Genomic DNA, 22,504 nt, shown 5'->3' on the forward strand with positions numbered 1-22,504 from the left:
CTAAGAATGCTATATGAAATTGGCGAAGTTAGGAGTCAGACTCTCTAAAGCTCTTCGACACCCATCATATCCACTGGGGTATCAGCAACGATTTGTACGCCTTTTTTACCTGTTTTAGCAGTATCATTGCGCTGCTCTTGTAGATGCTCAAGATAAGCCTCATTGATTTGACCAGTGACATAACAGCCATTGAATACCGCACAATCAAAGCCTTCAACCTTGCTATACTTAGTATCTTTTACCGCATCAATCAAGTCATCTAAATCCTGGAAAATCAAACGATCCGCACCGATGATATCGCGCACTTCTTCTACCGTATGACCTGAGGCAATGAGCTCACTACGTACCGGCATATCAATACCATAAACGTTTGGATATTTGACTGGTGGCGCAGCACTAGCAAAGAATACCTTATTAGCCCCAGCATCACGCGCCATTTGAATAATTTCGTGACACGTCGTACCACGGACGATAGAATCGTCAACCAGTAGCACGTTTTTATCTTTGAACTCTAGCGGTACGGCACTGAGCTTTTGACGAACTGATTTTTTGCGTTGCTGCTGACCTGGCATGATAAAGGTACGACCGATATAACGGTTTTTCATAAACCCTTCACGGTATTTGATATTCATCTTCAGCGCCAGCTCCATCGCTGAAGTACGCGAGGTATCAGGAATAGGAATGACCACATCGATATCGTGATCTTCACCCCATTCTGCAAGGATTTTATCCGCCAGTTTTTCACCCATGCGCAAGCGTGATTTATAAACAGAAATGTTGTCCATAATCGAATCTGGACGAGCAAAATACACATACTCAAAAATACAAGGGGTGTACTCTTGCTGCTCTACACACTGATAGGTATGTAGATTATGGTCTAAATCAATGAAAATAGCTTCACCAGGCTTCACATCACGGATGATACTAAATCCTGAACCTGTCAAAGCAACTGACTCTGAAGCTACCATATACTCTGTGCCACCATTGGCAGCCAAGCGCTCACCAAATATCAGTGGGCGAATGCCATTAGGATCACGAAACGCGAGCAAACCATGACCCGTTATCAAAGCCACGACGCCATAAGCGCCTTCGCAGCGGCTATAAACCGCTTTTACGGCTTCAAAAATGTCATCCGCCGTTGGATTGGTTTTGCCCAAATTCTGCATTTCATGTGCTAGTACGTTTAGTAGTACTTCAGAATCTGAATCCGTATTGAGGTGGCGACGGTCTTCAATATACAATTCTTTGGCCAAACTCTCAGCATTGGTCAAGTTACCGTTGTGCGCCAGCGTAATGCCATAAGGTGAATTGACATAAAATGGCTGTGCCTCGGCGCTACTGGAACTACCCGCTGTTGGGTAACGCACATGACCGATGCCGAATTTTCCAACCAGTTTCATCATATGACGATTCATAAAAACGTCACGCACCATGCCATTTTCTTTACGCAGATAGAGTCGTCCATCCTGCAAAGTTACAATACCTGCTGCATCCTGCCCGCGATGCTGTAACATCGTTAAAGCATCATAAAGAATTTGATTAACTGGCTCATGAGCTGCAACCCCGACGACTCCACACATAGTTATATCCTGTTTTTACCCATACATTAGTACTACAATAACGGCAAATTTTTGACAGCACACTATTAAAAATAACAGCTGTCACTCACCGCCGACCTGATGATACTTGTTTAGATTTTAACGAAAATTTATTTTTTAAATTGCCAGTTATACGGGCCATCATTGATTTTTCAATGATTTTTTGAGTGTCCCGTTTGCGCCCTAGCTGTTATACAAGCCAGAACCCTAAAAAAGAAGTTATAGAGATTACGAGTTATAGATATAATAAGAAACTCAGCATTGAAATATGAAAATTTGACTGTTTATGACTGATTGACCTGATCCCAAGCCAGCCCTAGCACATCTGAGACTAGTGCCTTACCCATCGGTGCATAAGGTAGCAATTCAGGCGCGAGCACTGAAGTTTGCCATTGCGGCATTTGTACCAAGAATGGCGCACTAACGCTAAGAACCACCAAAACCATCAGTACATTTTTGGCTGCACCTAGGACACCGCCTGCCATTTTGTCAACGACACCCAAGCGCAAGGTTTTGAGTACTCCTGAGAATACAAATGCCACTAAGTGCATGATAGCCAATATAACAATCACGACTAATAAAAAAGCCATCGCCATTTGTAATACAGGGTTTTGAACGACACCTGATAATTGAGGTGAGATTGTACCTGCCAATCGAGTAGCGGCGATAAGCGCAATAAACCAACCTACCAAGCCAACCGCTGTTTTGATTAATCCGACTTGAAAGCCGCGCCATAATCCAATCAAGACAACAATAGCAATCACAATATCCAGACCACTCATGTTTTATGCCTCATCGCTCTACTCATTATTCCTGGATAACTATTGATTAGTTTTCCATCGCATCGTAATAGCCACCGATAGCCTGAATACAAGACTGTACCAGCCCAGGACCGCGATAAATGAGACCCGTATATAGCTGTATCATATCTGCGCCTGCTTCAATTTTTTTAATGGCTTTAGCACTACTATCAATACCACCAACGCCTATCAAAGCTACTTTACCATCCAGTTGATCAGAGAATTGTTGTAAAATTTGAGTGCTAATGTGGCTGACGGGTCGACCAGATAAACCACCTGCTTGATCGCCATCTTTCAAGTCTTCAACACCAACACGGCCCAAAGTGGTATTGGTCGCAATGAGGCCATCAATTTCAAAATCCAATAGTTGCTGTGAGATATAATCGACTTGTAGCGGCTCTAAATCAGGCGCAACTTTTAGCACCAATGGCACATAAAAACCATATTCGGTCGCTAATTGACTGTGACGATTTTTAATCGTATGCAACAGCTGAGTCAACGCTTCACCACTCTGTAAATCACGTAAATTTTTGGTATTTGGCGAGGATATATTCACAGTAATATACGAGGCATGTGGATAGGCGCGCTCTAAACAATAAACATAATCGTCAGCGGCCTGCTCTACTGGTGTATCGGCATTTTTACCGATATTAATCCCAATATTGCCTTTGTATTTGCAGCGTTTGACATTTTCAACCAGATAATCAATCCCTTGGTTATTAAACCCCATACGATTGATAATGGCATCTGCTTGTTTGATTCTAAACAGTCTGGGCTTATCATTACCTACTTGTGGTCTTGGCGTGACCGTACCTACTTCTATGAAGCCAAAGCCCAGCTCCGCAAGCGCATCAATATAGTCACCATTTTTATCCAACCCTGCTGCTAGGCCGACTGGGTTGGTAAATTGCAGCCCCATACAGTCTGTTGGCTGCATCGACTGACCATATACCAAGCCTAAAGCACGCGCTTTATGCGCTTTGTCCAATAAAGACAAAGTCGTTTCATGGGCGTGTTCGGGATCCATCTTAAACAAAAAAGGACGAAGTAAGGCATAAGACATAGTAATGACAGACCCTGCTCAAAAGAGATAATGAATAAAAAGTGCGAATGAAATCAAGCGCAGCGATTATATCAGCTTAACAGAAACAAGAGCAAAGTTTCATGCGCTAAATTTTTATATTAAAACGCTCATAAATGCGTGCGCTTATCAACTAAGCCATATAGTCATTCGCCGTTCATTTCAAGAGATAAGACTGCTGTATCATGAACCTCTAATAACCTCTATACACCCTCTAAGGGACAGGACGTCCATCAGTCAAAGCTATCCAACCTCGGATCATACGATACAGATGCCAAATAAAAGTAAAGGCGATAATGAATAGACCAAGCCCAGCCAATAGCAATGAACCAATGGCGATATTCCCACTATCGGCAAACATACTGACCCCGAAACCACCTAAAGCAAAAGTTATGATAATAATACCAACAACGAACCAAACGATACCGTACCAAAAAGTCTTAATCTGCCAGTCAAAATGCGTGGCTAGCCATGAGCCATCAGCATCATGCCGCTTGGCATAATTCATGATAATCGGTACTATCCATAATAGACCAGCGGTAAAATAGCTAATCACATACAAAAAGTAAGTGATGTGATTATAAGTGATCAAGGAACGGCGCTTGCCATTGTTCATATTATCATTCATGTTGTCGCTCATTATATTACGTTGTCCTTGCTGAGTAATCGCATAATCAGACCTCTCATAATCAAATACTGTCCCAATAGTCTCACGCTCATTGTCATAATTTTTAGGAATTTTAATCTGTTGACCCACACGCTCATCAGGTTTGCGATTAGCAGAGTTACTCATCGTAAACATCACTATTTGGCAGTGATTAATAGTTTATTGATTGTACCAAACCAGCCGTTTTTCAATACCTCCTAACGACACAGGGTTATTTTTAACCACTGGCTATCAATAACCTTGATTAAAATATATTGAATTGCAATATAGTGAGTTGTAATAACAAACCGTTTTATGACGTCACGGTCGCTTGTACCTGAATTGATTTGTTGGTCAAATCTTGCTGCATAGATAGCTGGGTGAACTGCCAACCTTGCTGTTCAAGCTTACCAAGCGCGGCACTGACCACGGCTTGACTGGCATTATTAAAGCTTAGCTGTACCGCATCGCCAGTCGCAACGACTTGAGCGTCTGCAATACCTGAGTTATTTAATAACGCGCTGATTCTACTAGCGGGTGGCTTTGCAGCCTCACCATCCACTGTATTCACCGCATTACTATCAAGGTTGCCAGCTTGGGCACGTAACCAGAAATAATCGGCTACTTGTTCTTGATAATTGCGTTTACTGTCGTTTGCCGAGTGATGAATACGATAGCCACCGTAACCGCCAATAAGTAACAGTAAAAATAGAGACAATACAGCCAATGCCAACTGATCACGCGGCGGCAGTGTTTTCCAGCGCGACGACAGAAGGTTTTGGAGATTATTCATGCGCACTGTCAGCACATTCACTCCAACATGGGTGCTAGCTTCAGGATTGAGTGCATTACGTTTGGTACGGCGCTGTAATCGTTTCATGTTCTAACCTTTTTGAGCTTTATTACCACAACTGAAATAGCAAATAACACTATAGTTAAAATACTTTAAAAACGCTACGATACTGCGGGTATAGTTTTTTTGCAGCCTCTGTCTGCGTAGGCACAGCAAGCAAGAAAAAACGGTACCTGCAGTACGTGATGTAGCGATATTACTTCTCACTGACTATAGATGTAAGTATTAGGCCATGTCATCAATTAGCACATTGAATCATGATATCGTCGCAGTTGCTTGTGTATCGGTATTTTCTACGACATTTACCGTCACTTGACCACTAAACTGTCCCTGTTCATTACTATTTACTTGCTCTAACCTAGCATTTAAACCCTGCGCTGCCAGTGTATCTGTGAACTGATCAAGACTATTACGATCAGGCGCGATCAACGTAAAGCTCAACGCAGACGGCTGCATCACTAACGCTTGCGCGCGTAATGAAGATTGTTTGATTAACGGTGATATGCGCGACAATGCTGCCATATGTGAGGCAGGGGCTTGGCTATCGCTGCGCAGTTTTGGTTGTAATTGCACTTGTAGCTTAGTGCGGGGGCTTAATGGCTCGTTTGGAAACCAAGATTGATACTGCGCTGCCACCTCAGTTTTGGTAGCCACTGCCGCTTGATTATACTGATACCATTGCACACCATCAGTTGCCATCTGTAGTACCAAGGCTGACAGTGCCACCATCATCGCTACGCGCAGATATGGTGAGAGCTGCGAATCTGTTGATTTAACAAAAAAGTTAAGCGCGTGGCGTTCAGGATTTTCAATAGGTTCAGCCGATGTAGACAAGGTAGTCAAGAGTAACTGATGCTCAGCGATAATCGCCGCTGTTTGTGCCATAAAGTTGACTGGTACAGCATCAGCCAAGGTTTCTTCTATAGGTGGTAATACATTCACCTCACTTAAGTGTGGAAAGCGCTCAAAAATTAACGGTAAATAGCTGATAGCCATGCCTTGACGCACTGACTGGCGCAGGAGCATGGTCTGCTCATCTTGATACAGCGTTACTTGCTGTCCTGCACCCTCTTCTGGCGCTGGTAGCAATAAAAAATCAGGCAGTAACGCCGCTATACTCATGCCAGCCAGCTTAGCGCTTTGCTGCCATGCTTCGATATCGTTTTGTGCCAGTGCATACAATTGATGATGCTCATCATGGCTGATTTGACGAATGGCCAACTGCTCAACAGCGGTCAATGAAGTCTCTTCAAACAGGTATTGTTTGCCCGTAGTGCCCAGTTGTTTCAGTTGAGTGGTATTAAGCTCGGTATCTACTTGTAAGATATGGCTTGAAGGGAAATATAGACATAAAGTCTTTTGTGCATTGCTTTTATAACTGCCATAGATAGCTTGCAGCTGTTGCCAACTCTCGACTGACTGCCATCGCTGCACATCTTCATGCCAAACAGCCAATGGGCTATACTGCGCTCGTAACCAAACGTGTAACACTAAGCGTGTCCTTAATTATTGAAACGGTTATAGGTGCACTGTTGTAAAAGCAACATTATAAAATATACGGTTATAAAGGAATATGTAAAAAGGTTTGGGACAATAAAATTCGACATCACTATACTGATGTCAGTATGGCTGCTCGGGTATAAAACGATTCACCTCATTTGCCATACCCGTCATCACAAAACCCATCTCAAATACGCGCGCTTCTGCCAGAGAAAATGACTCAGGATAATCACCCGTTAGTAACCCAGCGATATTGGCAATGATCGACATATGACAGACCACCACCAAACACTCTGCTTCGATATTGGCAATGTCTGCCAAAGCAGCACGTGCATCGTCAGAAGGTGTGATGTTCTTCTGTATTGTCGATGGCACATTAGGCATACGTGCCTGCAATGCTTTGAGTGTCTGCTGTGCCCTCTCATAAGGGCTTACGATAAAGTAATTAGGGTTATAATGAGTGGCAATATATTCTGCCGTCTGTACCGCTTGCTGCTGTCCAAAATCGGTCAACTGGCGCGCACTATCTGGACGCGTTTCATCCTCTGCTTGACCGTGACGTATTAATATAACTTTCATAACCTTCCTTGGCAAATAACTGTCGAAGCTTGAAACATGGTCGTGGTGTCTGTTTTGATATTTATCGCGTTACTTGTTGTCAACGTCACTATCCTCATTGTCATCCTCAGCGCTGTTGGTTGAGGTTTGCATATGCGCAGTGAGCGCAGCATTGCTATGGTCATGAGCCATGACAAACTCGACATCACTACGGAAACCCGCTTCCATCAAGTGTAGTGCAACGCCTAATGCGGCTTTATCTTCATAAATGACTGCATAAAGTGCATGGGTGATAGGCATATAAATACCTTTTTTGGTCGCCTTTTCGTGCACCTGCTGAATGGTATTAACACCCTCAGCGGTTTGACCGAGTTTTTTGACTGCCGCATCGATAGTCATACCACGGCCGAGCATATTGCCGATACGGTAGTTGCGGCTCAACTCTGAGCTACAGGTTGCGTATAGGTCTCCTACGCCAGACAATCCCAAGAACGTTAGCGGATTTGCCCCTTCTTCCACGCCAAAACGACTCATCTCTGCCAACGCTCGGGTTAGTATCATCGCTTTGGTGTTTTCGCCCACTTCATAGGCGGCTGCCATACCCATGGCAATCGCATAGATGTTTTTGAGTGCGCCACCAAGCTCAACACCCTTGACATCATCACTAGCAAACACGCGAAAAAAAGCACTGTGTAGCGCAGCCTGTACCGCATGACGCAGTGGTTCTGATTCACTGGCGATAACGGTAGCAGACGGCATGTTTTTCATAATCTCGATAGCGAGGTTTGGCCCTGACATCACTCCAAAATTCACTTCTGGCAACTCATCTTTAATAATATCGCTCATCGTGGCAAAAGTATCTTTTTCCATGCCTTTGGTCAATGAGACGATGGATTGTGCACTGATAAAAGGCGCGATGTTTTTTAAGGTCTCACGAAAAGCCAAACCAGGCACGGCAATAAACACAATGTCTTTGTCCTTGACCGTTGCTTCTAAATCATGGCTATATTTCAAACGATCATCGAGCTTATAGCCTGGCAAATATTTTTTATTGGTCTGTGTTTTTGCCATGGCCTTAACGGTACGTTTGTTACGTACCCATAGCGTGGTATCACAGCCATTACGTGCGGCTAGGTTTGCCATTGCTGTACCAAAACTGCCGCCACCTAAAAATGCCAAACGTAACTTGGTAGGATTGCTATGGATTTCTGCCATGTTTTTTGCCACCGCTGACTCTACCGCGCTAGGGTTAAGTTTTTTGCGACCGATACCTGATTTGGTAGCACGTTCGATAATGCCTGCCAGCAGACCATTTTGTTGTTTTTCAGAGGTGTTTTTATCCACTTCATTACCATCATTGTTTAGATCTTTGCTGTTATCATTAGGACTTGTCATATTATTTATCCGTGTTGACTGACTTATTATTAATAGAATTTATCATGATTTGGGTGCTAGCCCTTAATACCTTTTTGCTGATAATCTTCCCCAATAAACAACGTTTAGATGCTTTGATAAATCATGACTCAAATCGTACTAACGGCTCAATATCAATCGGTTTACGCACGGGGTCATCTTTAGGGCTGGTGCCAGTATAAACAAAAGCTGACACATAATCATCTGGCCCTACGTCAAAATATGCTTTTACTGCTGGCTCGTTACATAATAATCCAGTGCGCCATACTGTGCTAAAGCCTTGTGATTTGAGCGCCAGTATTAGGTTTTGCACCGCAGCACCCGTACTTAGCATTTGCTCAAATGGTGGGACTTTTTTGTGTGCCTCCATTTTGGTGACAACCGTAATAATAAGCGGCGCACGTAGTGGCAGCGTTTGCGTTTTTTTGAGGTTCTTTTCGGACAACTCTTCTCCCTCACGGTCAGCTTTTGCTTGAGCCGCTTCAACTAAAGCATTGCCTAGCTCATGACGGGCATCGCCCTGCGTCACGATAAAACGCCATGGACGCAACTTTTTATGATCGGGCGCAGTTGCTGCACACTCAATCGCCGTTTCGATTTGGGCGCGAGTCGGTGCTGGCATATCTAAATTACCCATGCTGCGTCTTGAGTTAATCCAGCCAATCAGCGCTTCACTGCTGCAAGGCATGTTATCAGTGGTAATGTCCTTGACCGACAATTTTCCTTCATTTTTCTCGTTACTGTCTTCGTTAGATTTAGCCATTATCATTCCTTATTTATTGTTATCTATTGCTGTTTTTTAGCAGTGCTATTTTTAATAATTAGCTTTTTTAGTAGTTGGTTTTGAAAACCATCAGTTATAGCAAGCTATAGTCAGTTCACTATAAAAATGATGCTTTTATATTAGGAATAAAAAGTCATCAACTATGCGGCATCTTCGACACGATGCTCCATGCGCAGATAGTCTTCTGACTGCATCTCAAGCAAGCGCGAGCGTGTTCGCTCAATCTCAAACGCCAACTTCTTCCCTTGGTACAATTCAAGAATCGATTGCTCTGCCCGAACCAGTAGTTTTACACGGCGATCATAAAACTCATCAACAAGATAGATAAAGCGGCGCGTAGGATCACGCAAATCGTCATCTAAAGCTGGGACTGCATTGACCAATACTGTGCTAAATTTCTTAGCAATTTCTATAAAGTCAGACGCTGAACGTGGTTCCATACATAAATGACGGAAATCACAGAATAAAATATCTTCTGTGCGCGCTTTAATGGTTATTTCACGGCCATTAATGATGATAGGCTCGTAGCTAATTTTTTGATTGTTAGATAAGCTGGCAAAACGGTTGGCCAGCCAGTGGTGGTTGGCTTTAGTCATCGGTGACTCATAGAGCTCTGCTTGCTGCAAGACACGTAAACGGTAGTCAATACCAGAGTCGATATTCATTACTGTAGTGTGACGCTCAACTTCAGCGATGGCGGGCATAAAACGGTCACGATGCAGACCATCTTTATACAACCCTGATGGCTCAATATTTGACGTCGCCACTAAGCTAATGCCACGACTGAACAGCATGGTGAACAAGTCCCCTAAAATCATGGCATCAGAGACGTTAGAGACAAAAAACTCATCAAAACAGATAATAACCGCTTCTTCATAAATAATATCGGCAACCTTTTCTAATGGGTTACTTTCGCCTTGTAGTTTATTTAGCTCGTGATGTATGCGCTGCATAAAGTGATGGAAATGTTGGCGCATCTTACGGTCAATGGTTAATGAATCATAAAACATATCCATCATCCATGTTTTACCTCGTCCTACCCCGCCCCACATATACAAACCCTTGGGTGCAGCTGGCTTTGACTTTAAAAAGCTAAAAAAGCCTTTTTTTTGTTCCACGCTATTATTGAGCTGATGGTACAGCTCATCTAAATAGCTCATGGCCTGATACTGCTGCTCATCTCGAGTAAACTCATCAGTACTGATGGCTTGCTCGTAACGCTGCAAGGGAGATAGACTCATAATACGACTCATTATTTGACAAAACAAACATTACAATAAAGTGTTGATACCGACAATTACGACTAACTTATGACTTCTACACTGAGATAGTCGTAACTGACATATTGGAATGGCTCAGCACCATTCTTTAGGTTAACACGGCTTAAGGTCTTACTTACTAACAATTAAAATCCATCAAGTTTTTGGTAGATAATGCTTTACATTATTATCACTAACTTTATATTGTCACTAACTCTATTCTATATTGTCACTAATTATACTTTGTCATTATAGGTATGCTGCTCTAATAACTTTTTCAGCTCAGACAAGCGCCCGTGAAAAAAGTGTCCAGCACCATCTACAACGCTCACAGCAAGCCCTAAACGCTCAGCGAATGCCTGCATATTATCAGGGTCAATCACCTCATCAGCATTACCATAAATCTCAAAGGTCTTGTCTGCTGGTAAACTGATATCGCTGCTGTCGTTTTTTTCGACTGATGGCGCGATGAGGGCTATTTTAGCAATTTCAAAATCGCTTAAGCCCCATATGTGTGGCAATGTGAGGACTTGCTCCGCTGCACGCGCGGTTACATAGCCGCCAAAGGAAAAGCCACCAAGCCATAGTTTGCGGGCCTGCGTTTGCTCTGCAATCCATTGTAGCACGGTCATTGCGTCCACCACCTCACCATCAGCATAATCATGCTCGCCAGTGGACTGCCCCACACCGCGGAAGTTAAAACGCACCACATGCATACCGTTATCACGAGCGAAACGATACATGGTGGTGACTACTTTATTATTCATCGTACCGTCAAATAGCGGATTGGGATGACAGAGCAGCGCCACGGTATCGGTATTTGGATCGTTAGGATTGTCTTGTTGCCATAGCGCATCAACTTCGAGTACGCCAGCAGGAGCGGGAATCAATTGCATAAATTTACTTATTAATTAAAGGTGAATAGGTCAATTATCCTAGATATGGTTTATATTTCAAGTGATTTGCTGTGTCCTACTAATATCAACTATTTTTTAAACGTTAAATTATGCTGGTAGTGGCTGCAAGCAAGCAAAATTTATAACAGTAGCACGCTGTAATGGCTGTACTCTTTTTATTTAAAATCAACTATATTTGACAATGTTTGGCAAAATTTAGCCATTTTAAGACCACTAAATGATTAAATGTATTAATTGATGACATGCCCCCAGGTCAACTTTAGTATGTAATATAAGCGCAATACCGAACACAATAACCGTCTAGACACTCAATATATGAATAGGTTAGATTTACCCTGACCCTTAAACTTATTAATTTATTCATGACACCCGTATTTGCATCGTTTATATTTAATGCGTTTGTCTTTTAGAATCAACCTTCTATATCGATTTTTTATATTTAAACCTTTATTTTTGATTTTTTGTACTTAACTTTTTCATGTTCAACTTACAGGAACTAGGAATCATTATGAATACTTTTAATAAAACCGCTACTTTAACAGCGACTTTGGCCGCCGCACTAGCGTTAAGCGCTTGTCAAAGCACGCCTTCCTCACCCGTCATTCAGCGTGCCAATTCCATTTATGAGACCACAGGTATCGGTGACACTAAAGTAAAAGCTCAGCAAAATGCACTTGATAGCGCTAAGACGACTTGCCGAAGTAAGCAAGTCATTATCGTTGATGACAAGGTCAAATATAATGGTGTTTTGGATGAGCGCACTGGTCGTATGGTTGGACAAGCGGGCGCCGTTATCGGTTCAATTTTCGGTACTGGATCGCCAGATTTATCACGTAAAGATGATTATGAATACATGATTAACTTCCGCTGTCAGTAAGCGAATAAGCGATACCGTGAGGCGACTTTTGAGTCATAAATAATCGGTACAATAAAAACATTTCATAGCCAATAAACTTGCGATGTAGATACTACATCAATCGCAACTTATTGGCTTTGCTTTTTGTACAGCGGCTTTTGGGGTAAACTACTCTACGTAGTCTTTTATCTCGCCTAGCCAATCTTTAAACTTTAATCACCTTTGGTCTTCTATTATGCGCAAACCTAACCTATCGAATATCAAACAAGCCGACACTAAAAAATCTAAAGTATTAGCGCCTGCCAAAGATTTAGCAACCTTAGAAGCCGAGTTGGCAGAGCAGGAAAACAGCCTAGAAGTCAATTTAGAAGATACGGTTTTGCGCCTTAGTGATTATTTATCAGCGGTGGATATGGTCATCAAGCAAACCTTTAATCATCGCGTGTGGGTCAAAGCTGAAATACGCAACTTATCTAGCAAAGGTGGGCATTATTATTTTGAGCTGGCAGAAAAAGACGACGATGGTAAAGTTATTGCTAGCTGCCGTGGTAACCTTTGGCGTTTTAAAGCGGCGCGGGTCCTAGCCAAGTTTGAGCGGGCAACCGGTATGCCACTTGAACGTGATTTAACGGTTCTACTCAAAGTATCAGCAGGTTTTCATGCACAATATGGCTTCTCGCTCACGATTGAAGATATTGATCCCAGCTATACGTTAGGCGATTTGGCGCGCCAATATGCGGAAATGGTCGATAGATTGACTGGTGAGGGCCTATTACACCTCAATAAACAGCTGCCTGTCCCATTTGATATCGAGCATGTCTTAGTTATTGCCCCTGAAAAAGCAGCAGGGTTGGGAGACTTTCAAGCCGATGCGGATCTTTTAGCCAGTACAGGTGCCTGTCATTTTCATTATCACAATGCCACCTTTCAAGGCAATCATGCGCCAAGCGAGATTCGCCAAGCAATCGTCAGTGCCCAGCAGCAGTTTGAAGATACTTATCAGCGTTTGCCAGACTTATTGGTGATTATTCGCGGTGGCGGCGCTGTTGGTGATTTGGCCTACCTCAATGATTATGAGCTTGCCGCCTTAGTCGCTGAGCAGCCTGTCCCTGTCTGGGTGGGCATTGGTCATGAACGTGACAAAGTCATCTTGGATGAGGTCGCCCATACTAGCTTTGATACCCCGTCAAAAGTAATCGCCGCTATTAGTAGCCATTTGGCGCAATTAGTCACTCAGACATTACAATATCAAGCGCAAATAAAACAAGCCGCCCAGCGTCAATTAGATATCGCTGAGCAGCAAACAACACGCCAGTTAAGCCAAGTACAATCACAAACGATTGGTCAACTAACCGCACTGCAAAAAGACAGCGACTATGCCTGGCGTAGCATTCAACAAAGCGCCCAGCGGCAGGTGAAACAAGCAGCTAGACAAACAAGTGAGCTGCGTGCACAGATTCAAACCTCTGCTTATCAGCAGCTATCAATCGCCTCTACTTATAGCCAAAACCATCAAAAGACCATTATGAAAAGTGCGCAGCAGCAGCTAATACAAGCACAGCGTAACAGCGAGCATCTGCGTGATATCGTACTCTTACATCGACCTTCACGCGTGTTAAAGCAAGGCTATACTATGCTTACTGATGAAAAAGGCAAGCAGATACTGACCAGTAGTAATCAGCTATATCCTGAACAAACCGTGCATATCGTCTTAAAAGATGGTAAAGCCAAAGCGCATATTATCGATGTTAAAACGACGGACACTCAAACCATGAAACCTGCAAATAACTCAGCTTAATCACATAGCAATATTTAATACACATAACCATTATTTAACCCTTCATTTTTAATATTAGGAAACCCTATGACAACGCCTACTCGCCGACGTAAAAAAGCCGCCCCAAAAACCTTTAAGGCGGCTTACGATATTCTAAAAACCAATGCTGCTGAATTACAGCAACAAGACGAGCCTGACATTGATAATTTAATGACGACGGTAGAAGAGTCGATTGCCGCTTATCGTGTTTGCGAGACCCGCATCAATGCCGTACAACAAGCATTAGATGCCGCCTTCGCCGAAGAAGATAAAACAGAGAAAAGCGATAGCTAAGCCTTTTTTATTCGGGTTCATCAACCTCAAACACTTGGCGCAGATAGGCAAGATACGTGTCATTATTGATCATGGTCTTGCCTGGGCTATCAGACAGCTTCGCGACTGGCTGCCCATTACACTCAACCAGCTTAAGAACAATATTTATCGGCGTAATCCCCATATCATTGGTGAGGTTGGTACCGATACCAAAGCTGGTTTTAATGCGGTCTTTGAAATACTGATGCAAATCCCAAGCTTTATTAAGATTTAAACCATCACTAAAGGTCAGAATTTTAGTTCTAGGGTCGATTTTTAGCTTTTTATAATGGGCAATCGCCTTGTCACCCCACACGTATGGGTCGCCGCTGTCATGCCGCAAGCCATCGAAAAGTTTGGCAAAGTATAAATCAAAATCACGTAAGAACGCATCCATCCCAACGACATCAGTCAGCGCAATACCCAAATCGCCGCGATATTCATGTACCCACGCTTCAAGCGCTGCTTTTTGTGAGTCTCGTAACCGCACATCCAAGGCCTGAAATGCCTGCATAAATTCGTGCGCCATCGTGCCAATTGGCGTCATGCCGAGATTTTTGGCAAGAAGCACGTTAGAAGTCCCACCCACGATCTTTGGTTCAGCCTTGTGTAGTGTTTCTACCACATGGGCCTGCCAATGCTTATTAAAACGCCGACGCGTACCAAAATCAGCAACGATAAAAGGCGGTGTATCACGGCTGTTTTCTGCTTGTTCTGCGGCATAGTGATGCAACAGCGCCACTTTTTCATCGAGCCTACGCTGGCCTTCTTCGATGACACTGGTATTTGACAAAGCCTTAAAATACAGCTCATTAACAATCGCTAGTACGAACACTTCAAAAAACATGGCCTGAATCATCGGCCCTTCTATATCGACAAACAAGCGGCCTTGCTCATCGGTACTGACGGTAATAAAACGACGTTTAAGCTTAAAGAGCTCTAAGTAATCAACAAAATCTGAGCGCATAAAGCGCAAGCCGCGCAAGTAATCCAGTTCATCTTCCAAAAAACGCAATTCGCACAAACTGTCTAATTGCTGCTCTAACTGTTGTTTGATATCAGCCAATGGATAGACGGTATCTTTGTTGTTTCGGCAGCGAAAACGATAGACACCGTAAGTTTGCGGAAACTGGTGCAACATCGCTTGCAACATAGTGAATTTGTACAAATCGTTATCAAGCAACGAGGTAATAATAGGTTCAAAAGTTGTAGAATTATGGGTAACGGTCATGTTACAGCCTTAAATGCAAAAATGAAAAATCGCCAAGAAACCAAGCGACGAAATAGGGTGACGTAACTATAGCAATGCTATTAATAGATAGATCACAAGCCTTTGAGTATAACGAAGTTTGAATTATTTTTCATAACTCACAGGCTATAACAGCAAAAATACAACGATAATATTGGCCGTTCTAAATAAAATCGATACACTGATCGACACACGGGTAGCCACGTGCTACTGGAATAATTTTTTCTTGCTTGCTGTTCGCAAGCGTGACAGAGGCTGCGAAAAACTTACTCCAGTAGCACTCATACCGGTTTTAAAGTGAATCAACTATAGAGTTTTTCAACATGCTTTCACAGTAAAAACTATAAAACATAAGCCATAAAAAAGACGCTAAGCATTGCTTAACGTCTTTTGCAAGATTAATTACCAACATTAATTATTAAGGTTTTGCAGGCTTAACCAATTTCACCAAAGGCGCATAGCCTGACTGTGGCATCACACCCACAGGTATGAACTGCAATGCACCGCCATTGATACAATAGCGCAGACCACCACGATCTTTAGGGCCATCTGGGAATACATGACCCAGATGCGAGTCTGCTACTCGTGAGCGAATCTCGGTACGCACCATATTAAAGGCATTATCCTGATGTTCTGTGATAACTTGCGGATCGATGGGCTTAGTAAAGCTTGGCCAGCCACATTGTGAATTATATTTATCCGTCGATAAGAATAATGGCTCACCGCTCACAACGTCTACATAGACACCAGGAGCAAATAAATCATCATATTCGTGACTAAAGGCACGTTCAGTACCTGCATCTTGCGTGATATTGTATTGGGCCTTGGTCAAGGTGTTTTTAAGATCACCTTTATCAAACCCATCATAACGCTTCGCGTCTAAGGTTTCAGCAATACTGGTTACAGGTGCAAGCTTAGTGCGTGCGGCACCTTCAGGTTTATCATCAGCGAGGCTTAAATCAACGTGGCAATAACCATTTGGATTTTTGGCCAAATAATCCTGATGGTACATCTCCGCCAAATAGAAGTTATCTAACGCTTCGTTTTCTACCACAATTTTTTGTTCATATTGACCTTGAACACGTTTAAGTGCCGCATCAATCACCGCTTTATCTTCTTTATCAGTGTAGTAGACGCCCGAACGGTACTGTACGCCGCGATCATTGCCCTGCTTGTTTAGGCTGGTTGGGTCAATCACGCGGAAGTAATATTTGAGAATCGTATCAAGATCAGTTTTATCCGCATCGTAAGTGACTTTTACCGCCTCGACATGTCCTGAACCACGAATCACTTGCTCGTAGCTTGGGTTGGCAGTATCGCCATTGGCATAGCCTGATATTGCATCGACAACACCATCGACGCGTTCCATATAGGCTTCAACGCCCCAGAAGCAACCACCTGCCAAATAGATTGAGCGCGTATTAATCGCTTTACCTTTGTCGTTATAGTAAACACCATCTTTTTGCTTAATGGTCTCAATCTTATTATTGTTATCTAAGGCTTGGGCGTTTGCAGGCTTGGCATTACCCGCTTTGAGCTCAGCAAAATTATTATCAGCGTTTTCAGCCAGTGCGTAGGCTTGCTCTGCTGACATGTTGCCTTTGACTAGATGGACTAAGTTGCCATTTTTATCCAATATCGCCCAGCTTGGATACACTTGCACGCCAAGCTTATTAATCAGCTCACCCGAAGCATCAGATAACACGGGTAGTTTTGGGTAATCGGCTTGGACACCAGCGTACCAAGTACTGAATTCGCCGTCGGCTTTTTCATTTAAATGGCCGGGGCTTGCAACGGTAACGACATTTAAATCTGCAAATTTAGGATCAGTGCGCCAGGCTTCTGTTTCTTCAAGCGTACCCAAACATAGCGGACACCAGCTTGCCCAAAACTTAACCAAAGTAGGTTTGTTGGGGTCAATAACTGCAGCACCTGTGTCACCCAAGCCTTCCGTTAACTGTGGCAATGCTTGCATTTGCTTGAGCATATCAGAGGGCAACATACCACCTGACAGCTCATCAGGGTAGCTTTGCTCCAAGTTAGATAGCCCTACTTCATTGAGCCAGTACTTTGCAATTTCGTGGCGTTCTTTGACACTCATTTTTCGCACACGCAAACCGTAAGCGACGTTTTGTATCACGGTCATATGCGGCACTAAACCAAAGTGCTGAAACACCATGCTGACCGTTTGCTGGCGGTACTGCTGCAAGCCTTTATCATCAAGCTCTAAAATATTGATAGCAGAGGGTGAGTTTTCAACGTCTGACAGCTTAGTAGTACTCACCCCTGTATTACCTAACGCTGCATTTGTCGCTGTTTCGGCGATGGTTGCAGCCGTTTTCGTTGAGTTGGTATCAATTATTGAGGGATTGGTAGAAGTCTTGGTATTAATGGCTGTGTCGACCCATATCTTGCCGCTAGTGGGATCAATCAAACGATTGATATGACGTATCAATGTTGATTTTCCAGAACCAGACAGCCCCATTATACAATGTAACTCACCGGCCTTAATATTGAGATTAATATCATAAAGCCCGACCGAATAGCCCGTTTGATTCTTTACCGCGATGCTGTCCATACCCTCAGCCAACAATGCCAGTGCAGACTGTGCTTGTTCGTTACTGGCATTATATATCTTACTGATATTCTCTAGCTGGATATGATTCATCGTTGTTCTCTTTATTTTGATTTTTTAAGTTTTATCTATCTGGGTCAATTGATAGCGCACCTGTTCTTTATCATTACCGATGCAAACCATTATTACCCAATCGGGTGCTTTCCTGCGGCGATGGTCTTTTGTCGCGCGCGCTTACCTTGACCAAATGCCTGAGTAATACGGTCAATGATAATCGCTACGATAACAATAGCCGTACCTGCTTGTAAGCCCTGTCCGATATTTAGCGTTTGGATAGATTGCAATACGTCTTCGCCAAGACCAGGTGCGCCAATCATAGAGGCAAGTACCACCATCGCCAGCGACATCATCACAGCTTGATTAATACCTGCCATGATACTGGGTAGCGCCTGTGGTAACTTAATCCACACAAGCAGTTGCAGATGAGTGCTACCAAATGAACGCCCTGCTTCGACCATTTCATGATTGACTTGAGTGATCCCCAGAGTCGTTAGACGAATCAATGGCGGCAATGCATAAATAACTGTCGCAAATAACGCAGGCACTTTACCAATCCCAAATAGCATCAACACAGGAATAAGATACACAAAGCTTGGCATAGTCTGCATCACATCGAGTATCGGCGTGACGATTTTGCGCAGCAGCTGACTACCCGACATGGCAATACCGATAGGAATACCAACCACCACCGTGACCAATACCGAAACGATGAGTAGTGCTAAGGTGTCAATTAATGCGCCCCATAACCCAAAGGCACCAATCAAAAACAGCCCTGCGCCGCATGCCAGCGCAAACCAAATTTTACGTACGCCAAACCAAGCCAATACCGTAACCAACGCAATAATCAACCATGGTGGAATGACGGTTAATAGGCGTTCGATAGGAAGTAGTAGATAAGTGAGCGCCATAGTGCTAATAGTGCGGAATACGTCACCGTAATTTTGCACAACGCTTGCTAAGGCGTTATTAAGTGGGGTTTCAAGAGACCATGAAGGAAAGCTTGAGGATAAACCCAGTTGGTTAGTAGTAGATGCTTTATCAGTCGAGACAGCAGCGCCTGTTAGACTAATACCTAATTTAGCAGCGAGATTGGTGGCCGCTTCATCCGATAACCATGCTTGCCAAACACTGGGGTTGGCACGCAAAAACACCAACGCTTGCTCCTCACCGTTACGCTTACTTTCACTCATCTCTAAGATAGCGCCATTGAGCTCATCAGAGGTAAACTGTACTTTTTTAAATACCGCGGCTAGTTCTGGATTGGTATCGATAAATGGCGTGGATACAGCGACACCCAATGGGGATACAGGGAACCCAGAGACACAGTTAGAAGTGCCGTCAGCGAGTAGCAAGTCTTGCCAGCACTCATCCTTGTAAGCAGGAAAACTTAATGGCGCAAAATCATATTTTGCCATCAAGCCAGTCGGCTGCCAGTAATAAAACAACAGCGGTTTGTGCTGTTCAAAAGCGGAGGAAATCTCGGCATCAAGAGCGGCACCCGTACCGGGATGCGCGTTATTAAACACGCCGTCCAGACCAGTATTTTTGAGCAGGCGTGTATTAAAAATCTCACACGTCCAACCAGATGGACAGTTCATAAAACGTGATTTGCCAGGATTTTCGGGATCTTTAAACAACCCAGCATATTTAGGCAAATCTTGATAGCTACGCAACCCCGGATTTTCTTCCAGTACATATTTAGGAACATACCAGCCTTGTGTCGCGCCGCCTTTGAGCGTATCACCGATGACAGCTACCTTATTCTGTGCAATGGCCTGCTCCATGATTGGCGAGCGTCCAACCCATTGTTCACCAATGACTTGGATATCGTTTTGTGATAGTGCTGTCTCAAGTGCAGGCCCCGCTCCTGGCACCTCTTCAACCGTACAATCATAGCCATCTTCAGCAATATATCTCAGCACGCCAGAGATGAACTGTCCGCTCTCCCACGTCAGTGCGCCAAATTTAATTGGTGACTCACAGGCTGCGGACGCCGACACGGGCAGTAGCAACGCACTCATACACAGTAAACTTAACGCAATCCATTGACGCATGCTCTGTCCTATTTATTATTCATATCGGCACTAAAACCCTTATTCAGCCACCCACCAATTGACAGCGTTCGCTTTACCCTGCACGATTTTATATCTATCAATCACTTGTACAGAGTATTGGCTTCAACAGAGCCCTACTGTTGTTTAGACTATCTACAAAGTGTAGCGACTTATAAAGACGATGACAAACACTTATTTATACACTATTAAAGATATTTTTATAATAAATAATATATAGCACGGGCGTCATTCAATTTTATAGCTCTCTCATCATAGTTCTCTCATCGCTAAATTTTTACAAAAAAAATAACACCTACCTAAGTAGATGTTATTACTGATGAGTTCGCTTATCACAACCTATTATTCATAACTGCCTAGATACAAATTGAATCCAGCATCTAGGCAGCGACTAATTTAAGCACAGCTACTTTAAAAACAGTGCCATCGCCTTTTTAAATAGCCCACCATATGGAGGTAATAAAACGTTTAAACCATTAAGTTTAGATTGTACAAAGATGGGTTTCATATGGCTTAAACGCTCAAAGCCAGCTTTACCATGGTAAACACCTGTGCCTGAATCGCCAACGCCGCCAAACGGTAAGTCATATTGCAATACATGCACCATGACTTCATTGATACATAAACCGCCGGATACGGTGTTGGTACGAACCTTGTCTAGCTCATGGCTATTGTCACCAAAGACGTATAGCGCCAATGGACGTGGACGCTCGTTGATAAAATCAATCGCATCATCAAGAGTGTCATAGTGCATTAATGGTAACACCGGTGCGAAAATCTCATTTTGCATCACATCGCTATCAGGCGCAGGTTCGCTGACGATAACTGGTGGCATAAGACGGGTTTCGATATTGGAATCAACATTGGTAAGCTGGTGAATGCTCTCACCCGCTAAATTATCCAAATAGCCTTTAACGCGTTTAAACTGCTCACCATTAATAATACGCGAGTAATCAGGATTATTTTCGAAATCAGGGTAGTGCTTTTCCACCCACTCTTTTGCCAGACGGATAAACTCTTCATGATATTGACGCTGAATCAACACATAATCAGGGGCAATACAAGTTTGACCCGCATTCAGTGTTTTGCCCATCATTACTCGATTGACCGCGTTTTCTAAGTTTGCACCCTCTAGGACAACAACAGGCGATTTACCACCCAGCTCAAGTGTTACTGGGGTCAAATTAGGGGCAGCAGCAGCCATGACCTTTTTACCGACTGCTGTAGAGCCGGTATACAGTAAGTGATCAAATGGTAACTCACTAAAGGCGACAGCAATATCAACTTCGCCCAGCACCACACAAATCATATCTGGGGAGAAATAGCGCGCAATAGCATCAGCAAATGTCTGGGCAAACTCCGGTGCCGCTTCACTCATTTTAATCATAATGCGATTGCCCGCAGTAAGCGCATCAATCATCGGTCCTATGGCTAAAAATAACGGATAGTTCCAAGGTACCATGATGCCGACCACCCCTAATGGCTGTGGCTGGATTTCATTGTGGGCCGGCATATACAGCGCTGAAATAGAAGCTCGCTGCGATTTCATCCATTTTTTACCGTGTTTTTTGGCATGGCTGATACCAGTAAAACTGGGGAATAATTCGGCAAACTGGGTTTCTGATTCGCTACGATAACCAAAATCTGCACTAATGGCCTTGGCAAAGCTTTCTTGATTGTCGCTAAGCATTACTTCTAAATTGTCTAATAACGTTTCCCGCGTCCCCCAATCATTAATCGGCTGGGTACGGCTCAATGTCTGCAAGCGAGCAAATTGCGCTTGCATCTCGTCAACGGTATTGGCTGTGCTAAGCGTTTTGGGCGCCAGTTGTTGCTCTAAATTTGTATCGAGCGAGGGTTGCTTATGGATATCTTGATTGTTATCTGTCATTTATCTTCCTTGTTATATGCGTTAGAGTCGATATATTATATTGGGTTAAAGGCTCTATATTTCTAATCAGAGGATGGTAGTCAGAGTGTTACGTCAATAGTAACCTCCGTAAACAAACCCTAATGAGATTCCATTCATTGTACTTTAATGTAGCGCATTGACTGCTCGATGAACAGCGTCTTTAGTTGACTACTGAGTTTGTATGAAATACGTGTCAGGCAATGCTTATATTGCTGATATTTGCTGCTATTTTTATAGCCCTAT

17 protein-coding genes and 2 pseudogenes are annotated in these 22,504 nt (G+C 43.4%); 3 read left to right on the top strand and 16 right to left on the bottom strand.

Annotated elements, in window-relative coordinates; translation table 11 throughout:
• Positions 1-44: 44 nt before the first annotated feature.
• The 11 genes from purF to ACT3TU_RS09370 form a co-directional block, all read right to left on the bottom strand.
• Positions 45-1,580 carry an amidophosphoribosyltransferase gene (gene purF / locus ACT3TU_RS09320; RefSeq protein ID WP_192523738.1) on the bottom strand — a complete coding sequence of 512 codons (1,536 nt, stop codon included), beginning with the start codon at positions 1,578-1,580 and terminating at the stop codon, positions 45-47.
• A gap of 302 nt (positions 1,581-1,882) precedes the next feature.
• On the bottom strand, positions 1,883-2,380 hold the full coding sequence (locus ACT3TU_RS09325; RefSeq protein ID WP_192523737.1) for a CvpA family protein: 498 nt from the start codon (positions 2,378-2,380) through the stop codon (positions 1,883-1,885).
• Positions 2,381-2,426: 46 nt separating this feature from the next.
• Positions 2,427-3,461, bottom strand: a complete 1,035-nt coding sequence (locus tag ACT3TU_RS09330) for a quinone-dependent dihydroorotate dehydrogenase (RefSeq protein ID WP_444784302.1) — start codon at positions 3,459-3,461, stop codon at positions 2,427-2,429.
• Between the two features lie 232 nt (positions 3,462-3,693).
• Complete coding sequence (locus ACT3TU_RS09335) at positions 3,694-4,272, bottom strand: DUF4870 family protein (protein WP_444784303.1); 579 nt, start codon at positions 4,270-4,272, stop codon at positions 3,694-3,696.
• A gap of 166 nt (positions 4,273-4,438) precedes the next feature.
• A complete protein-coding gene (gene gspM / locus ACT3TU_RS09340) occupies positions 4,439-5,005 on the bottom strand; it encodes a type II secretion system protein GspM (RefSeq protein WP_444784304.1) in 567 nt (188 codons plus the stop codon).
• A gap of 228 nt (positions 5,006-5,233) precedes the next feature.
• Positions 5,234-6,469: a type II secretion system protein GspL gene (gene gspL, locus ACT3TU_RS09345; RefSeq protein WP_444784305.1), complete on the bottom strand. Its 1,236-nt coding sequence runs from the start codon at positions 6,467-6,469 to the stop codon at positions 5,234-5,236.
• Positions 6,470-6,598: 129 nt separating this feature from the next.
• On the bottom strand, positions 6,599-7,057 hold the full coding sequence (locus ACT3TU_RS09350) for a SixA phosphatase family protein (protein ID WP_444784306.1): 459 nt from the start codon (positions 7,055-7,057) through the stop codon (positions 6,599-6,601).
• 69 nt (positions 7,058-7,126) lie between these two features.
• Positions 7,127-8,431 carry an NAD(P)H-dependent glycerol-3-phosphate dehydrogenase gene (locus ACT3TU_RS09355; RefSeq protein WP_444784307.1) on the bottom strand — a complete coding sequence of 435 codons (1,305 nt, stop codon included), beginning with the start codon at positions 8,429-8,431 and terminating at the stop codon, positions 7,127-7,129.
• Positions 8,432-8,552: 121 nt separating this feature from the next.
• Positions 8,553-9,137, bottom strand: coding sequence for a nitroreductase family protein (locus tag ACT3TU_RS09360; RefSeq protein WP_444784313.1), 585 nt, complete (start codon positions 9,135-9,137; stop codon positions 8,553-8,555).
• A 236-nt stretch (positions 9,138-9,373) separates the two neighbouring features.
• Positions 9,374-10,474 carry a cell division protein ZapE gene (zapE, locus tag ACT3TU_RS09365; protein WP_444784308.1) on the bottom strand — a complete coding sequence of 367 codons (1,101 nt, stop codon included), beginning with the start codon at positions 10,472-10,474 and terminating at the stop codon, positions 9,374-9,376.
• Positions 10,475-10,728: 254 nt separating this feature from the next.
• On the bottom strand, positions 10,729-11,388 hold the full coding sequence (locus ACT3TU_RS09370) for an alpha/beta hydrolase (protein WP_444784309.1): 660 nt from the start codon (positions 11,386-11,388) through the stop codon (positions 10,729-10,731).
• Positions 11,389-11,917: 529 nt separating this feature from the next.
• On the opposite strand from ACT3TU_RS09370, the gene ACT3TU_RS09375 reads away from it, so the two are divergent.
• From ACT3TU_RS09375 to xseB, 3 genes are all read left to right on the top strand, one after another.
• Entirely contained in the window at positions 11,918-12,286 is a 369-nt protein-coding gene (locus ACT3TU_RS09375; protein WP_192523726.1) for a hypothetical protein, read from the top strand.
• Positions 12,287-12,500: 214 nt separating this feature from the next.
• Positions 12,501-14,063: an exodeoxyribonuclease VII large subunit gene (xseA, locus tag ACT3TU_RS09380; RefSeq protein ID WP_444784310.1), complete on the top strand. Its 1,563-nt coding sequence runs from the start codon at positions 12,501-12,503 to the stop codon at positions 14,061-14,063.
• Positions 14,064-14,129: 66 nt separating this feature from the next.
• On the top strand, positions 14,130-14,375 hold the full coding sequence (gene xseB / locus ACT3TU_RS09385; RefSeq protein WP_192523724.1) for an exodeoxyribonuclease VII small subunit: 246 nt from the start codon (positions 14,130-14,132) through the stop codon (positions 14,373-14,375).
• Between the two features lie 7 nt (positions 14,376-14,382).
• Here the strand turns inward: xseB and pncB are convergent, their stop codons facing one another.
• From pncB to ACT3TU_RS09410, 5 genes and pseudogenes are all read right to left on the bottom strand, one after another.
• Positions 14,383-15,624, bottom strand: a complete 1,242-nt coding sequence (gene pncB / locus ACT3TU_RS09390; RefSeq protein ID WP_192523723.1) for a nicotinate phosphoribosyltransferase — start codon at positions 15,622-15,624, stop codon at positions 14,383-14,385.
• A 436-nt stretch (positions 15,625-16,060) separates the two neighbouring features.
• A pseudogene (gene msrAB, locus ACT3TU_RS09395) lies at positions 16,061-17,644 on the bottom strand (bifunctional peptide-methionine (S)-S-oxide reductase MsrA/peptide-methionine (R)-S-oxide reductase MsrB); the annotation flags it as partial.
• A gap of 441 nt (positions 17,645-18,085) precedes the next feature.
• A pseudogene (locus ACT3TU_RS09400) lies at positions 18,086-18,310 on the bottom strand (ATP-binding cassette domain-containing protein); the annotation flags it as partial.
• Positions 18,311-18,402: 92 nt separating this feature from the next.
• On the bottom strand, positions 18,403-20,331 hold the full coding sequence (locus ACT3TU_RS09405; RefSeq protein ID WP_444784311.1) for a glycine betaine ABC transporter substrate-binding protein: 1,929 nt from the start codon (positions 20,329-20,331) through the stop codon (positions 18,403-18,405).
• A gap of 424 nt (positions 20,332-20,755) precedes the next feature.
• Positions 20,756-22,240 carry a coniferyl aldehyde dehydrogenase gene (locus ACT3TU_RS09410; RefSeq protein WP_444784312.1) on the bottom strand — a complete coding sequence of 495 codons (1,485 nt, stop codon included), beginning with the start codon at positions 22,238-22,240 and terminating at the stop codon, positions 20,756-20,758.
• Positions 22,241-22,504: the final 264 nt, after the last annotated feature.

Origin of the sequence: Psychrobacter sp. AOP3-A1-26 (genome assembly GCF_052378235.1) — a bacterium.
Classification (GTDB): Bacteria; Pseudomonadota; Gammaproteobacteria; order Pseudomonadales; family Moraxellaceae; genus Psychrobacter.

Coding starts and splice junctions, on each gene's coding strand:
- gspM (WP_444784304.1), bottom strand. CDS start 5,005: ATGAAACGATTACAGCGCCGTACCAAACGTAATGCACTCAATCCTGAA.
- xseB (WP_192523724.1), top strand. CDS start 14,130: ATGACAACGCCTACTCGCCGACGTAAAAAAGCCGCCCCAAAAACCTTT.
- ACT3TU_RS09375 (WP_192523726.1), top strand. CDS start 11,918: ATGAATACTTTTAATAAAACCGCTACTTTAACAGCGACTTTGGCCGCC.
- ACT3TU_RS09330 (WP_444784302.1), bottom strand. CDS start 3,461: ATGTCTTATGCCTTACTTCGTCCTTTTTTGTTTAAGATGGATCCCGAA.
- pncB (WP_192523723.1), bottom strand. CDS start 15,624: ATGACCGTTACCCATAATTCTACAACTTTTGAACCTATTATTACCTCG.
- ACT3TU_RS09360 (WP_444784313.1), bottom strand. CDS start 9,137: ATGCCTTGCAGCAGTGAAGCGCTGATTGGCTGGATTAACTCAAGACGC.
- ACT3TU_RS09325 (WP_192523737.1), bottom strand. CDS start 2,380: ATGAGTGGTCTGGATATTGTGATTGCTATTGTTGTCTTGATTGGATTA.
- ACT3TU_RS09335 (WP_444784303.1), bottom strand. CDS start 4,272: ATGAGTAACTCTGCTAATCGCAAACCTGATGAGCGTGTGGGTCAACAG.
- purF (WP_192523738.1), bottom strand. CDS start 1,580: ATGTGTGGAGTCGTCGGGGTTGCAGCTCATGAGCCAGTTAATCAAATT.
- ACT3TU_RS09350 (WP_444784306.1), bottom strand. CDS start 7,057: ATGAAAGTTATATTAATACGTCACGGTCAAGCAGAGGATGAAACGCGT.
- zapE (WP_444784308.1), bottom strand. CDS start 10,474: ATGAGTCTATCTCCCTTGCAGCGTTACGAGCAAGCCATCAGTACTGAT.
- ACT3TU_RS09370 (WP_444784309.1), bottom strand. CDS start 11,388: ATGCAATTGATTCCCGCTCCTGCTGGCGTACTCGAAGTTGATGCGCTA.
- ACT3TU_RS09410 (WP_444784312.1), bottom strand. CDS start 22,240: ATGACAGATAACAATCAAGATATCCATAAGCAACCCTCGCTCGATACA.
- ACT3TU_RS09355 (WP_444784307.1), bottom strand. CDS start 8,431: ATGACAAGTCCTAATGATAACAGCAAAGATCTAAACAATGATGGTAAT.
- ACT3TU_RS09405 (WP_444784311.1), bottom strand. CDS start 20,331: ATGCGTCAATGGATTGCGTTAAGTTTACTGTGTATGAGTGCGTTGCTA.
- xseA (WP_444784310.1), top strand. CDS start 12,501: ATGCGCAAACCTAACCTATCGAATATCAAACAAGCCGACACTAAAAAA.